General features: G+C 53.5%; 11 protein-coding genes. 7 read left to right on the top strand and 4 right to left on the bottom strand.

What is annotated here, in order from left to right:
- Window positions 1-68: 68 nt before the first annotated feature.
- The 3 genes from FD744_RS08830 to ahpC form a co-directional block, all read right to left on the bottom strand.
- A complete protein-coding gene (locus FD744_RS08830; RefSeq protein WP_160868008.1) occupies window positions 69-2,351 on the bottom strand; it encodes an ATP-binding protein in 2,283 nt (760 codons plus the stop codon).
- Window positions 2,352-2,479: 128 nt separating this feature from the next.
- Entirely contained in the window at window positions 2,480-4,048 is a 1,569-nt protein-coding gene (gene ahpF / locus FD744_RS08825; RefSeq protein ID WP_160868007.1) for an alkyl hydroperoxide reductase subunit F, read from the bottom strand.
- Window positions 4,049-4,118: 70 nt separating this feature from the next.
- Window positions 4,119-4,682, bottom strand: coding sequence for an alkyl hydroperoxide reductase subunit C (gene ahpC / locus FD744_RS08820; protein WP_034824884.1), 564 nt, complete (start codon window positions 4,680-4,682; stop codon window positions 4,119-4,121).
- A 255-nt stretch (window positions 4,683-4,937) separates the two neighbouring features.
- On the opposite strand from ahpC, the gene FD744_RS08815 reads away from it, so the two are divergent.
- Window positions 4,938-5,390, top strand: a complete 453-nt coding sequence (locus tag FD744_RS08815) for a GNAT family N-acetyltransferase (protein WP_058961431.1) — start codon at window positions 4,938-4,940, stop codon at window positions 5,388-5,390.
- On the opposite strand, the gene apbC is transcribed toward FD744_RS08815, so the two are convergent.
- Window positions 5,387-6,499 carry an iron-sulfur cluster carrier protein ApbC gene (apbC, locus tag FD744_RS08810; RefSeq protein ID WP_034824889.1) on the bottom strand — a complete coding sequence of 371 codons (1,113 nt, stop codon included), beginning with the start codon at window positions 6,497-6,499 and terminating at the stop codon, window positions 5,387-5,389. The two genes, FD744_RS08815 and apbC, sit on opposite strands and share 4 nt — an antisense overlap.
- An 88-nt stretch (window positions 6,500-6,587) precedes the next feature.
- Between apbC and metG the strand changes: the two genes are divergently transcribed.
- The 6 genes from metG (at window position 6,588) to sanA (ending at window position 13,527) form a co-directional block, all read left to right on the top strand.
- Entirely contained in the window at window positions 6,588-8,675 is a 2,088-nt protein-coding gene (metG, locus tag FD744_RS08805) for a methionine--tRNA ligase (protein WP_283215549.1), read from the top strand.
- A gap of 57 nt (window positions 8,676-8,732) precedes the next feature.
- Window positions 8,733-9,107 (top strand): CidA/LrgA family protein, encoded by a 375-nt coding sequence (locus FD744_RS08800; RefSeq protein ID WP_034824894.1) that lies wholly within the window; start codon window positions 8,733-8,735, stop codon window positions 9,105-9,107.
- The gene (locus tag FD744_RS08795) at window positions 9,100-9,792 is read left to right on the top strand and encodes a CidB/LrgB family autolysis modulator (RefSeq protein ID WP_058961433.1); all 693 of its coding nucleotides are present in this window, start codon (window positions 9,100-9,102) and stop codon (window positions 9,790-9,792) included. The genes FD744_RS08800 and FD744_RS08795 overlap by 8 nt, the downstream gene beginning before the upstream one ends.
- 124 nt (window positions 9,793-9,916) lie before the next feature.
- Window positions 9,917-10,813, top strand: coding sequence for a cytidine deaminase (gene cdd, locus FD744_RS08790; RefSeq protein WP_160868006.1), 897 nt, complete (start codon window positions 9,917-9,919; stop codon window positions 10,811-10,813).
- 160 nt (window positions 10,814-10,973) lie between these two features.
- Window positions 10,974-12,671 (top strand): NAD-dependent malic enzyme, encoded by a 1,698-nt coding sequence (locus FD744_RS08785; RefSeq protein ID WP_034824900.1) that lies wholly within the window; start codon window positions 10,974-10,976, stop codon window positions 12,669-12,671.
- Window positions 12,672-12,807: 136 nt separating this feature from the next.
- Window positions 12,808-13,527 carry an outer membrane permeability protein SanA gene (gene sanA, locus FD744_RS08780; protein ID WP_034824903.1) on the top strand — a complete coding sequence of 240 codons (720 nt, stop codon included), beginning with the start codon at window positions 12,808-12,810 and terminating at the stop codon, window positions 13,525-13,527.
- Window positions 13,528-13,970 lie beyond the last annotated feature (443 nt).

The following is a 13,970-nucleotide window of genomic DNA, read 5'->3' as shown; positions in this document are numbered from 1 at the left end:
CCAGATATTTCGTGGGTTATTTGATTGAATATGCATCACCTGGAATACGGGAGCACTCTCAAAAGCATTTATCTATTCAATTGATAAACGCTTACTTCTGTTCGCCATTGCAATATTTGCCCATCTTCGATGGGCATTTTTAATTGCAATCGCGTTTCTATTGCTGTGGTTAAATCTGCAAGCCCATCAATATGATAGAGTAGTGCCACGCCACGCATTCGATGCGCGTAATAGCGCATGTTCTCATAGTCCAACACATCACAAGCAGATAAGAAGTTCTCTCTATCTTGTTGCAACCATGCCCTACCTTCTTCATTGAGCTCGGCAACAACATCAACTTTAGCGCTATGTTGACCTAACACAGCAGCCAACTCGCGGAGCCTGATAGGTTTCACTAACACTTCATCCATACCGCTCGACTTGCACCTTGCATGATGTTCAGATGAACTGACGGCTGAGATAGCTACTAATAATGTAGGATCAGCATGATGTCGGGCTTCAAAGAGACGTATTTGTTCTGCTAGCCAATAACCATCTTTCCCTGGCAAATTGCAATCCAACAGAATTGCGTCGTAATAATTTTCCTCCTCTAGCAATTGCATCGCCAGTTCGGCACTCACCGCCAGTTCATAATGACACCCTAATTCATGCAACTGGCCTGCTAATACCTGCTGATTCGCGGGGTGATCTTCCACAATCAATACGGCGTATCCATCAGCAACTTGAGGCAATGCTGTATTTATAGACTGTTGCGGTACGTCTGTTCTCAGAAGCGGCAGTGTACAGGTAAAGGTGCTGCCTTTTCCTTCCTCGCTCAGGAGCGTTAAATCCCCTTTCATCTGCCTGGCTAACGTCCGGCTGAGATAAAGCCCCAAACCACTCCCGCTGCGCAATCGGTCACCACGGGATTCAGCTTGCTGCCATGCTTTAAATAAGCGTTGTTGATCCGCCGCCGCGATGCCAATTCCTGTATCAATAACACGTAAAATGAGCATTGATGAGGGTTGTGACGACCAGCTAGCTTCAAGTGTGATTTCACCTTGATCGGTAAATTTGACGGCATTTGAGAGCAAATTATTAACGATTTGACGCAAGCGATGCGCATCAACCTCCAGCCATAATTGGGCTAAAGTGGAATCTGGAACAAAATTCAGCTGTAGTCCTTTGCGCTCCGCAGGCAAACGCTGGCTGTCACAGACGGCGGAGAGCAGAGTAGAAATATCGCAAGGGCCGATAAAAAGCGGAACCTGCTGCTGGGAGAGTTTACTATGGTCTAAGACGTTATTGAGCAGTTCAAGCATATCTTGCGAAGACGAAAGCGCCAGCGACTGATACTCCTGCTGACTTTCAATTGAAACCTGCTTTTGTTGCAACAATTCCAGCGATGCAATAATAGCATTCATTGGGGTGCGAATTTCATGACTCATCACAGCAAGAAATTCTGCTTTGCTGCGTTCACTGGCCTGTGCACGCTTACGCGCTTTTATTGCGATATATAATGCCATTATCAGCAACAGCAACATAATGCCGCCAATAACCAACGGGAAGCGATATTGCCAGGCAACAAACAATAAAGTTGGCGTGCCAAGATCAATTTCGCCGACCCAGCGGGCGAACATGGCTCGAGCTTGCTCTGCTGTGACCTGCTCCATGCTCCTATCGAGGATATCACGCAGCTCTGGATAAGCCGGTTCCACCGCCATACTGATGCCCGTCGCCAGCTCAGGGACTTGTGCCACCATCGCTAATTGATGAAGAAAATGTCGCTGTACTACGGGAAAGGCCACAATGTTTGAAGCCAGGGCTGCGTCGGCATGTCCTTCTTCCACCGATTGCAACGCATCTATAATGTTTGGGGCAAGTTGCAGTTTGATCTTAGGAAAATGTTGCTGTAGCCAAGGTACAAACTCAGAAGTTGCATCAATCGCGACGCGCTTACCTTCCAACTGCTTCAACGTGCGTAATCTGACGGCCTGTTTGGGTCCGATTATGACTGCTAACGTATTCGCCCACGGAAAACTCAGCAGCCAGCGTTCTTTATCTTGCGGGGCAATGAGGTCTCGCATGATGCCACTGAGCATCATTGGAGGATGAAGTAAGGCCTGTTCGGCTGGAACATAAATAAAGGTCAGTCCTGTTCGGCGTTGCACTTCATCCAGCACCTCTCGGCTTATGCCTATGTGTTTTCCATTTTGGATATAATCCTGCGGCCAATGCGGGGTAAAGGTATAAGTGATTACCGGATGCGACTTTATCCAGCTCTGCTCAGATGGGGTAAGTTCAATATCCTGCGCCTGAACAGCATTTAAGCTTAACCATAAGTAGATAATTATCCCCGTAATCCACTGCATCCACTTTCCTTTTGCCGATGTTCAGTCAGATAGTTTGAAAGTGTAGTCGCTCCGCTTCGATACTGGCAGGCAAAAAAAAGCCCCGTAACATCCGTTACGGGGCTGCTGCGTGGCTATCGCAATAAAACTTATTCAGCCGGTTGGGTGCGGATCAGGTAATCGAACGCGCTGAGTGAGGCTTTCGCGCCTTCACCGCTGGCGATGATGATCTGCTTGTACGGCACCGTGGTGCAGTCACCCGCTGCGAACACGCCTTTCAGGCTGGTTTCGCATTTGGCATCGATAATGATTTCGCCCATCTTGTTACGTTCTACCGCGCCTTCCAGGAAGCTGGTGTTCGGCAACAGACCAATCTGCACGAAGATGCCGCTCAGCGCGATTTCATGGCTGGTCTGGTTGTTACGGTCGATGTAGCTCAAGCCGGTGACTTTGCTGCCGTCGCCTTTCACTTCGGTGGTCTGCGCATTCAGAATCACATCGACGTTTTTCAGGCTGCGCAGTTTGTCCTGCAGCACTTTGTCGGCGCGCATTTCGCTGGCGAATTCCAGCAGCGTCACGTGTTCAACCAGACCCGCGAGGTCGATAGCCGCTTCAACGCCGGAGTTACCGCCGCCGATAACTGCAGTGCGCTTGCCTTTGAACAGCGGGCCATCGCAGTGTGGGCAGTAGGTCACGCCTTTGGTGCGATACTGCTCTTCACCCGGCACGCCCATGTTGCGCCAGCGTGCGCCGGTGGCAATGATGATGCTGCGTGATTTCAGCACTGCGCCAGACGCGGTTTCAATCGCGTGCAGACCGCCCTCTTTCGCCGCAGGAATCAGCTTGATGGCGCTCTGGGTGTCGATGACGTCAACATCGTAATCATCAACGTGGGCACGCAGTGAACCGGCCAGCTTAGCGCCTTCGGTTTTCTGTACGGAGATGTAGTTTTCGATGTCCACGGTGTCGAGCACCTGGCCACCAAAACGCTCGCCCATCAGGCCAGTGCGGATACCTTTACGTGCAGAGTAAATCGCTGCCGCTGCGCCGGCTGGGCCGCTGCCGACGATCAGCACTTCATAGGCGTCACGCTTGTTCAGCTCTTCTGCTGCACGTTTCTCAGCGTTGGTGTCCACTTTGCCAACGATTTCCGCCAGGCTCAGACGGCCCTGACCAAACTCTTTGCCGTTCAGGAATACCGCTGGAACGCCCATCACGTTACGTTCGGTGATTTCGTTCTGGAACATGCCGCCGTCAATCGCGGTGTGGCTGATGCGTGGGTTCAGCACCGCCATCAGGTTCAGCGCCTGTACCACGTCAGGACAGTTGTGGCACGACAGCGAGTAATAGGTTTCGAAATGCAAGTCGGTATCCAGAGCAACCACTTGCTCCAGCAGGCTCTGCGACTCTTTCGAAGGGTGTCCACCGGTCTGCAGCAGGGCCAGCACCAGTGAAGTAAATTCGTGACCCATTGGCGAACCGGCGAAGCGTGGGCCGCTCTGGCTGCCTGGGTTAGTGATCAGGAAAGAGGGTTTACGAACCGGACGATCATTCTCTTCACGGAAGCTGACTTTTTCTGACAAGCTCGCGATATCGGCTAACAGAGAACGGATCTCCGCAGATTTAGCGCCATCATCCAGTGTGGCAATCAACTCAACCGGTTTCGTTAATTTCTCAAGGTAAGCCTTGAGCTGTGTTTTTAAATTGGTATCGAGCATAGTGAGTTCCTGTCAAGAAAATCGGGTGCCGTAGCACCCGATTGAGAAAGATCGAATGGCTGGGTGTGACTTAGATTTTGCCAACCAGGTCCAGAGATGGAGCCAGTGTTGCTTCGCCTTCTTTCCATTTAGCTGGGCAAACTTCACCTGGGTGAGAAGCCACATACTGAGCCGCTTTGATTTTGCGGATCAGGTCAGATGCGTCACGGCCAATGCCTTCAGCGGTGATTTCGATAGCCTGGATGATGCCCTGTGGGTCAACAATGAAGGTACCGCGATCCGCCAGACCTTCGTCTTCGCGCATGATTTCGAAGTTACGGGTCAGTGCGCCAGTTGGGTCGCCGATCATCGCGTATTTGATTTTTGCGATGGTTTCGGAAGAACCGTGCCAGGCTTTGTGGGTAAAGTGCGTGTCAGTAGAAACAGAGTAGATGTCTACGCCCAGTTTCTGCAGTTCTTCGTGATGGTCTGCCACGTCACCCAGCTCAGTTGGGCAAACGAAGGTGAAGTCAGCCGGGTAGAAGAAGAATACACTCCATTTACCTTCAACGTCTTTCTCGGTTACGTCGATGAATTCGCCGTTTTTGAACGCTGCGTTTTTGAATGGTTTGATTTTGGTATTAATGATGGACATGGTGACCTCCGTTAAAAGATGTGATGCAAGTTACAGTTTTTCCGGGCCAACTTCTAATATGCAGTCGTTATCAATCAGATAATCAAAAGCTATCAAAGTGCTGATGCCAGATTCCATGCGGCTTGCCGCGGCATTCTACACAGAAAGCCTGATGATTTGACAGGCTTTATCTTTTTTCGTCGGCTAGTGTTACCTGGGGTTGCCATTTAAAGCGACCGCCACGCTACCTACCCTTGTTTATGATGGAGCCCGTGCTTGGACATTCGATTATTTGAGGAAGCCGACCGCCCTTTTCTGCGCACACTGTTTCTTGCAGCACGTCGTCACAACTGGACCTGGCTGGATGGCGATGACTGGGCACTGGAAGATCTGGATGGCGTGATTTTGGGGGAGACGGTGTTAGTCGCGTTGGTCGATGGGCATCGTGCCGGGTTCGCGGGCATCCTTCCTAATGACAACTTCCTGCACAGCCTGTATGTCGATCCCGACTTTCAGGGCCGTGGGGTTGGCAGCGCCTTGCTGGAAGCCGTCCAACAGCGCTTTACCTCAACCGGCGTGCTGAAATGTCTGATGCTGAATGAGTTAGCGCAGGCGTTTTACCTGAAACATGGCTGGCAGCGTGAAGCCACCGGTGAGAGCGAGCAAGGAAAATATGTGCTGATGCATTTTCCGCTGACGGCGCGCGCCAGCGGAAAAGTGAAGCGTTAAACCGCGCGGAAGGCAATGTCGGCCGGAATCACGTCACCCTGCCAGTAGAGCTGTGCCGCCACGCGTCCGGCTAACTGACGGTACAGTGCGGTGAATTCGCTGTCCGGACGGCGGATCACCGTCGGTTCACCATCATCCAGATCCTCACGCAGATTAATGTGCAGCGGCAGTTGCGCCAGCAGCTGCGTGTGGTAATCCGCCGCCAGTTTCTGCGCGCCGCCGGTGCCAAAAATCGGCTCGTGATGACCGCATTCGCTGCAAATATGAATGCTCATGTTCTCCACCACCCCCAAAACCGGCACGCTGACCTTTTCAAACATCACAATGCCTTTACGCGCATCAATCAGGGCGATGTCCTGCGGCGTGGTGACCACCAGCGCGCCCGTCACCGGGACGTTTTGCGCCAGCGTCAACTGGATATCCCCGGTGCCCGGTGGCATATCGAGAATCAGGTAATCGAGATCCGGCCACATCGTCTCGTTCAGCAACTGCATCAGCGCTTTGCTGGCCATCGGGCCGCGCCATACCATGGCATTTTCATCGGTGACCAGGTAGCCAATCGAGTTAGTCGCCAGTCCGTGCGCCATGATCGGCGCCATATGCGTACCATCCGGCGAGGTTGGCCGCTGGCTCTCAGTGCCGAGCATATTGGGAATCGACGGGCCGTAAATATCGGCATCGAGAATACCGACCTTCGCACCTTCGGCAATCAGCGCCAGCGCCATGTTCACCGCGGTGCTGGATTTGCCCACGCCGCCTTTACCGGAACTCACCGCAATGATGTTCTTCACACCTGTTGCGCCAGGATGATTTTTCACGCGCTTCAGCGTGGCAATGTCGTGACGCAAACGCCAGTCGATAGCGCTGGCGTGGGTGAGACGCAGCAGTTCGGCGCTGACTTGTGCCTTCAGCTCTTCAAACGCGCTGGCCCAGGCAAACGGCATCACCAGTTCGATGTGCAGCTTGCCGTCGAGCAGTGCCACATGGCGCAGGGCTTTCAAGGTCGTCAGATTGTGATGCAGCGTCGGATGTTCAAAGTCACTCAGCACGCCGATAACCACCGCGCGCAATGCTTCGGGTGAATGATGTTCCCGGGATTGTGAAGTCATCCCAACTCCTTGTGTTTTCATCACGCCAGATATCGGCGATGTGCTTTCAATAATATCAGATGCCGTCTAGTTGTGTTTACGCCAGAGGGTGCTTCGGGTAACATCTAAGCCCGATTTTTATTCACGGAACGCTACGCAAACTATGACTCAAGTCGCTAAAAAAATTCTGGTAACGTGCGCACTGCCGTACGCAAACGGTTCTATCCATCTCGGTCACATGCTTGAGCACATTCAGGCTGACATTTGGGTCCGTTACCAGCGAATGCGTGGCAACCAGGTTTACTTCATCTGCGCAGACGATGCCCATGGCACGCCGATCATGCTGAAAGCCCAACAGCTCGGTATCCCACCTGAGCAGATGATTGCCGAGATGAAGCAGGAGCACGAAACTGACTTCGCTGGCTTCGACATCAGCTACGACAACTATCACTCCACGCACGGCGATGAAAACCGTGAGCTTTCAGAGTTGATCTACGGTCGTCTGAAAGAGAACGGTTTTATTAAGAACCGTACCATTTCACAGCTGTACGATCCGGAAAAAGGCATGTTCCTGCCCGATCGTTTTGTCAAAGGCACCTGCCCGAAATGTAAGTCACCGGATCAATACGGCGATAACTGCGAAGTGTGCAGCGCGACCTACAGCCCGACAGAGTTGATCGATCCGAAATCTGTGGTTTCCGGCGCGACGCCGGTACTGCGTGATTCCGAGCACTTCTTCTTCGACCTGCCTTCATTCAGCGCGATGTTGCAGACCTGGACCCGTTCAGGTGCGTTGCAGGAGCAGGTGGCGAACAAAATGCAGGAGTGGTTCGAATCGGGCTTGCAGCAGTGGGATATCTCCCGCGATGCGCCTTATTTCGGTTTCGAAATTCCAGGCGCGCCGGGCAAATACTTCTACGTGTGGCTGGATGCGCCAATCGGTTACATGGGTTCCTTCAAGAACCTGTGCGACAAGCGCGGTAACATCGATTTCGACGAGTTCTGGAAAAAAGATTCTTCTACCGAGCTGTATCACTTCATCGGTAAAGACATCGTTTACTTCCACAGCCTGTTCTGGCCTGCAATGCTGGAAGGCAGCAACTTCCGCAAGCCGACCAACCTGTTCGTGCACGGTTATGTGACGGTGAACGGCGCGAAGATGTCCAAATCACGCGGCACCTTCATTAAGGCCAGCACCTGGCTGCAGCATCTTGATGCGGACAGCCTGCGTTATTACTACGCAGCGAAACTCTCTTCACGCATCGACGACATCGACCTGAATCTGGAAGATTTCGTGCAGCGTGTGAATGCTGATATCGTCAACAAGGTGGTGAATCTCGCGTCCCGCAACGCTGGTTTCATTACCAAACGCTTTGGCGGCAAACTGGCGAGCGAATTGGCCGATCCGGCGCTGTATCAGACCTTTGTCGATGCCTCAGAGAAGATTGGTGAAGCCTGGGCGAGCCGCGAGTATAACCGCGCGATTCGTGAAATCATGGCGCTGGCGGATATCGCTAACCGCTATGTGGATGAGCAGGCACCGTGGGTGGTGGCGAAACAGGAAGGCCGAGATGCTGACCTGCAAGCGATCTGCTCAATGGGTATCAACCTGTTCCGCATTCTGATGACCTGGCTGAAGCCGGTGCTACCTTCACTGAGCGCGCGTACCGAAGCCTTCCTTAATACGGAACTGAGCTGGGATGCGATTGCACAGCCGCTGCTGGATCACGATGTGGCGCCGTTCAAAGCCTTGTATGGCCGTATCGAAATGGCCAAAGTTGAAGGCCTGATTGAAGCCTCTAAAGAAGATGCAGCTGCGGCGAACAAGCCAGCAGTAACCGGCCCTCTGGCGGATGCGCCGATTGGCGAGGCCATCACTATCGACGATTTCGCTAAAGTTGATATGCGTGTAGCACTGATCGAGAAAGCCGAGCTGGTTGAAGGTTCTGACAAGCTGCTGCGTCTGGAGCTGGATCTTGGCGGTGAGAAGCGTCAAATCTTCTCGGGCATTCGCGCGGCCTATCCGGATCCGTCAGTGCTGGTCGGCAAGATGACCATCATTGTCGCTAACCTGGCACCGCGTAAGATGCGTTTCGGCATCTCAGAAGGCATGGTGCTGTCAGCCGGTTCTGGTGGTTCAGACCTGTTTGTGTTGTCCGTTGATAGCGGTGCACAGCCTGGAATGCAGGTGAAGTAATTGAACAAGCCGCCTTCAGGGCGGCTTTTTTATCGACCCTCTGTTGTGGAGCCTGTCGTGCTAACTGCTTGCTGGCACTATTTGCGTGCCTTTGTGATTATCTATGCCGCGCTCTATGCCGGAAACGGTATTGCAGCCCTGCTGCCGTTTACCATTCCGGGCAGCATTATCGGCATGCTGCTGCTATTTACCTTGCTGGCGCTGCAAATCCTGCCGGTCGGTTGGGTGAAACCGGGCTGTCATTTGCTGATACGTTATATGGCGCTGCTGTTTGTCCCGATCAGTGTCGGCGTGATGGGTTATACCGATATCCTGAGCGCACAGTTTGGACCGATTGTCGTCTCCTGCGTGGTAAGTACCTTTATGGTGCTGTTAATCGTTGGCCTGAGCGCCGAACGTTTGCAGCGCCCGAAGGAGCAGCCTCATGACTGACGCCTGGTGGTCACTGCCGCTCACCGTGGTGGCGTATCTGCTGGCGCGTAAGCTGGCGGCCAAAATCAATATCTCGATCATCAATCCGCTGTTGGTGGCGATGGCGATTGTGATTCCGATCCTGCTGCTGACGCATATCCCTTATAGCCGCTATTTTGCCGGCAGCACCTTCCTTAATCAGCTGCTGCAACCTGCGGTGGTCGCGCTGGCCTTGCCGCTGTATGAGCAGATGCATCAGATTCGCGCGCGCTGGAAAACCATCATCAGCGTCTGTTTTATTGGCAGCATCACCGCGATGGTCTCCGGCACCGCTATTGCGCTGTGGATGGGAGCTACGCCAGAAATTGCCGCGACGATTATGCCGAAATCCGTTACCACGCCGATTGCCATGGCGGTATCCGGTTCGCTGCACGGTATTCCCGCCATCAGCGCCATCTGTGTGTTGATTGCCGGCGTGCTCGGCGCAGTGTTCGGCCATATGCTGCTAAATCTGTTTAAGGTGCACAGCAAGTCTTCACGCGGCCTGGCGATTGGCAACGCATCGCATGCCTTAGGCACGGCGCGCGCGGCAGAGATCGATTATCAGGAAGGGGCATTTAGCTCTTTGGCATTAGTGATTTGCGGCATTATCACATCGCTGCTGGCCCCCTTCCTTTTCCCGCTGCTGATGCACTGGTTGGGCTAAAACTTGCGAGAGATCTCGCAAAGTTGAAACAACTCAATCAGCTTACATTGTCATAGCGACACAGATCACATATAACCCCATAGGCGGCGCATCGCCGCTAACGCGTTAATGAGGTCATCACATCATGCATCCACGATTTACTGCTGCTTTCTCCGCCCTGCCCGCTGACTTGCAAACTGCGATTCATCCCTTGCTGGATGCAGCTGATTTTGACGGCGTACTGCGCCCGCGAGACGTGGCGCGCCTGAAGCAGGATACGGGGCTGGATGATGATGCCCTGGCGCTGGCGCTGCTGCCGATTGCCGCCTGCTGTGCGGTCGCACCGGTGTCTCACTTCAATGTGGGTGCGATTTCACGCGGAGTGAGTGGTCACTGGTATTTCGGTGCCAACATGGAATTCGAACATGCGCCGCTGCAGCAAACCGTGCATGCGGAGCAAAGCGCCATTATTCATGCCTGGCTGCACGGCGAAGAGAAACTGGATGCCATCACCGTCAATTACACGCCTTGCGGCCACTGCCGTCAGTTTATGAACGAGCTTAACAGCGGCACGGCGATCCGCATCAGTCTGCCAGGTCGTGCAGTGAGTACATTGGGCGATTATCTGCCGGATGCGTTTGGCCCCGCCGATCTGAATATCACGGAACGCTTGCTGACACCGATTCATCACGGCTTCGCTGCGCAAGGTGATGCCTTACAGCAGGCGGCGATTAAGGCGGCGAACAACAGTCATGCGCCCTACAGTCACAGCTACAGTGGTGTGGCCCTGCGCAGCCAGAGCGGTAAACTCTTCACCGGGCGCTATGCGGAAAACGCCGCTTTCAACCCAAGTTTGCCGCCATTGCAGGCAGCACTGATTATGATGAACATGCGTAATGAAGCGCTGGATACGATTAAACAGGCAGTTTTAGTCGAATGTGAGGGCAGCACGTTAAGCCAGCGCGATGCCACGCGCGCTACGCTGGCGGCACTGGGCTGTGAAGATTTCTCACTTACTTTAGTTTCGAAAACATCAGTTTAGTGATCCTTTCATCGCTTTTGTGACTTTCTATTAACAAAAGCTGTACATCTGCAAGAATCCTCATAGGATCGGGCGCCAGAACTACTTCACAAGAAACAGGTCTGGCGTTACCTTTTCCCGGTGACACGTCAGAAAACACTGCAACCGGAGCAAACACTGCATGGAACTCGACTACGAAAGTAAACGTCCGCTGTATATTCCTTACGCGGGTCCGATTCTGCTGGAATTTCCGCTGCTGAACAAAGGCAGCGCCTTCACCCTGGAAGAACGCAACGAATTTAACCTCAATGGCCTGTTACCCGAAGCTGTTGAAACCATCGAAGAGCAGGCAGAGCGTGCCTGGCGTCAGTTCCTGGATTTCAAAAACAATAACGACAAGCACGTCTATCTGCGCAACATCCAGGACACCAACGAAACGCTGTTCTACCGCCTGCTGGATAATCATCTGGAAGAGATGATGCCGATTATTTATACCCCAACCGTCGGCGCGGCCTGTGAACACTTCTCTGAAATTTATCGTCGTGCGCGCGGTGTTTTCATCTCGTATAACAACCGCGATCGCATTGAAGATATGCTGCAAAACGCCACCAAGCAGAACGTGAAAGTGATCGTGGTGACCGATGGCGAGCGTATTCTCGGCCTCGGCGACCTCGGCATCGGCGGTATGGGTATCCCAATCGGTAAGCTGTCGCTGTATACCGCGTGTGGCGGGATCAGCCCGGCGTATACCCTGCCCGTGGTGCTGGATGTCGGTACTAACAATCAGCAGTTGCTGAATGACCCGCTGTATATGGGCTGGCGTCATCCGCGTATCACCGGTGAAGAGTACGAAGCCTTCGTTGATGAGTTTATCCAGGCAGTGAAACGCCGCTGGCCGAACGTGCTGCTGCAGTTTGAGGACTTCGCGCAGAAGAACGCTATGCCGCTGCTGGAGCGCTATCGCGATGAGGTGTGCTGCTTTAACGATGACATTCAGGGCACTGCCGCCGTCACCGTGGGCACCCTGATCGCCGCCAGCCGTGCAGCGGGCAGCCGTCTGTGCGAGCAGAAAGTGGTGTTCCTCGGTGCCGGTTCCGCTGGTTGCGGTATTGCGGAGCAGATCATCGCGCAGATGAAATCTGAAGGTCTGAGCGACGACGAAGCACGTTCCCGCGTGATGATGGTCGATCGCTTTGGTCTGTTGACCGACAAACTGCCTAATTTGCTCGATTTCCAGGGCAAACTGGTGCAGAAGAGTGAAAACCTCAAGGACTGGGATGTGACCAGCGATTCTATTTCACTGCTGGATGTGGTGCGCAACGCGAAGCCAGACATTCTGATTGGCGTGTCAGGTCAGCCGGGTCTGTTCACCGAAGAGATCATCCGCGAGATGCACAAGCACACTAAGCGTCCGATCGTGATGCCGCTGTCAAACCCAACCTCACGCGTTGAAGCCACACCAGCGGATATTATCTCCTGGACCGACGGTGAAGCGCTGGTCGCGACTGGCAGCCCATTTGCACCGGTGACCTGGAAAGGTAAAACCTACCCGATTGCCCAGTGCAACAACTCCTATATCTTCCCAGGTATTGGTTTGGGTGTGATTGCCGCCGGTGCTACCCGCATCACCGATTCGATGCTGATGACCGCCAGCCGCGCCCTGGCTGACTGCTCACCGCTGGTGAACGATGGCGAAGGTCCAGTGCTGCCAGAATTGAAACACATTCAGGGCGTTTCGAAGCTGATCGCTATGGAAGTGGGTAAAGCTGCACAGTTAGCTGGCGTGGCCGTGGTGACCTCAGAAGATGTGCTGTCGAAGGCTGTGAATAATAACTTCTGGCTGCCGCAGTATCGTCATTATCGCCGTACGTCCATCTAAGCAGGCAGCGCAGCCGGTAAATTCAGTACCGGCTGCGCTTAAAATATCGCCAGCCAACCGGCGTAAACTTGCTTAGCGCCCCCACCTCAAGTAGCCTTTAGCCATCCTTTTTTCCGCCAACCGAGTGCTTACGCGCATGATTAAACGCGTTTTCTTTGGTCTGTTTTTCATCATCTTATTGATGGTGGCGACCGCGCTCGGCCTGGATCGCTGGATCAGCTGGAAAACTGCCCCGTTTATTTATGAAGATGTCACCTCGCTGCCGCATCGTCAGGTCGGGGTGGTCTTAGGCACCGCCAAGTATTACCGCACCGGCGTGATCAATCAGTATTACCTTTATCGCATTCAAGGTGCGCTTAACGCGTATAACAGCGGCAAGGTGAATTATCTGCTGTTGAGCGGTGACAACGCGCTGCAAAGTTATAACGAACCGATGACCATGCGCCGCGATTTGATCAAAGCCGGTGTCGATCCTGCCGATATCGTGCTCGACTATGCCGGATTCCGTACGCTGGACTCGATTGTACGCACCCGCAAAGTGTTCGATACCAATGATTTCATCATCATCACACAACGCTTCCACTGTGAGCGCGCGCTGTATATCGCCCAACATCTGGGGATTCAGGCGCAGTGTTATGCGGTGCCTTCTCCGAAAAATATGCTGTCGGTGCGTTTCCGCGAGGTTGGTGCTCGTTTAGGCGCATTAGCCGATTTGTATCTGATGAAACGTGAACCTCGTTTCCTCGGCCCGCTGGTGCCGATTCCGGCGGTGCATGAAGTGCCGGAAGATGCACAGAGCTACCCAGCCGTGACGCCTGAGCAACTGCTGGATTTGGAAGAGAAGTTGCAGAAGTAACGCTACCTGAAGATATTGCGTTGATGCCATCTGGTGTCGCTTGGGTTGTTGTCGTGACGCTATCTGGTGCTGCTTCAGGTTACTGTTATAACGCTGTCTGGTGTCGCTTCAGGTTACTGTTATAACGCTGTCTGGTGTCGCTTTGGGGGCTGGCGGTCCTCGCGCCGCTGACGCGGTGCCTTCACGCCGTTCGTCTGCCTGACGGAACGGCGGGATGGCACATCCATGTGCCGCCCCGCCTTCCGCCCGCATCCATTGTATCTTGAATCCTGCAGTAGGTGATGGTTAGCTACCTTCACCTGAAACAGGGTGAATCTGACGCGTCCATTAAGGTAAGACCTTGTCCCGCAGCTTAGCTCCCCTGTTTCACCTTTCACGCCAGCATTAACTTTGAACGGTTGCCAGGAGCTCAGACTCCGTATGCACAAGGAAAACGGGCGTGA

This window comes from Pantoea sp. Taur (genome assembly GCF_009830025.1).
In the GTDB taxonomy this organism is placed as follows: domain Bacteria; phylum Pseudomonadota; class Gammaproteobacteria; order Enterobacterales; family Enterobacteriaceae; genus Pantoea; species Pantoea communis.
The sequence above is the reverse complement of the archived record's forward strand: the minus strand, read 5'-3'. Positions and strand labels throughout refer to the sequence as shown.

Excerpts from the sequence above, each read along its gene's own strand:
- FD744_RS08830 (WP_160868008.1), bottom strand. The coding sequence starts at position 2,351 with ATGCAGTGGATTACGGGGATAATTATCTACTTATGGTTAAGCTTAAAT.
- ahpF (WP_160868007.1), bottom strand. The coding sequence starts at position 4,048 with ATGCTCGATACCAATTTAAAAACACAGCTCAAGGCTTACCTTGAGAAA.
- ahpC (WP_034824884.1), bottom strand. The coding sequence starts at position 4,682 with ATGTCCATCATTAATACCAAAATCAAACCATTCAAAAACGCAGCGTTC.
- apbC (WP_034824889.1), bottom strand. The coding sequence starts at position 6,499 with ATGACTTCACAATCCCGGGAACATCATTCACCCGAAGCATTGCGCGCG.
- FD744_RS08795 (WP_058961433.1), top strand. The coding sequence starts at position 9,100 with ATGACTGACGCCTGGTGGTCACTGCCGCTCACCGTGGTGGCGTATCTG.
- cdd (WP_160868006.1), top strand. The coding sequence starts at position 9,917 with ATGCATCCACGATTTACTGCTGCTTTCTCCGCCCTGCCCGCTGACTTG.
- FD744_RS08785 (WP_034824900.1), top strand. The coding sequence starts at position 10,974 with ATGGAACTCGACTACGAAAGTAAACGTCCGCTGTATATTCCTTACGCG.
- sanA (WP_034824903.1), top strand. The coding sequence starts at position 12,808 with ATGATTAAACGCGTTTTCTTTGGTCTGTTTTTCATCATCTTATTGATG.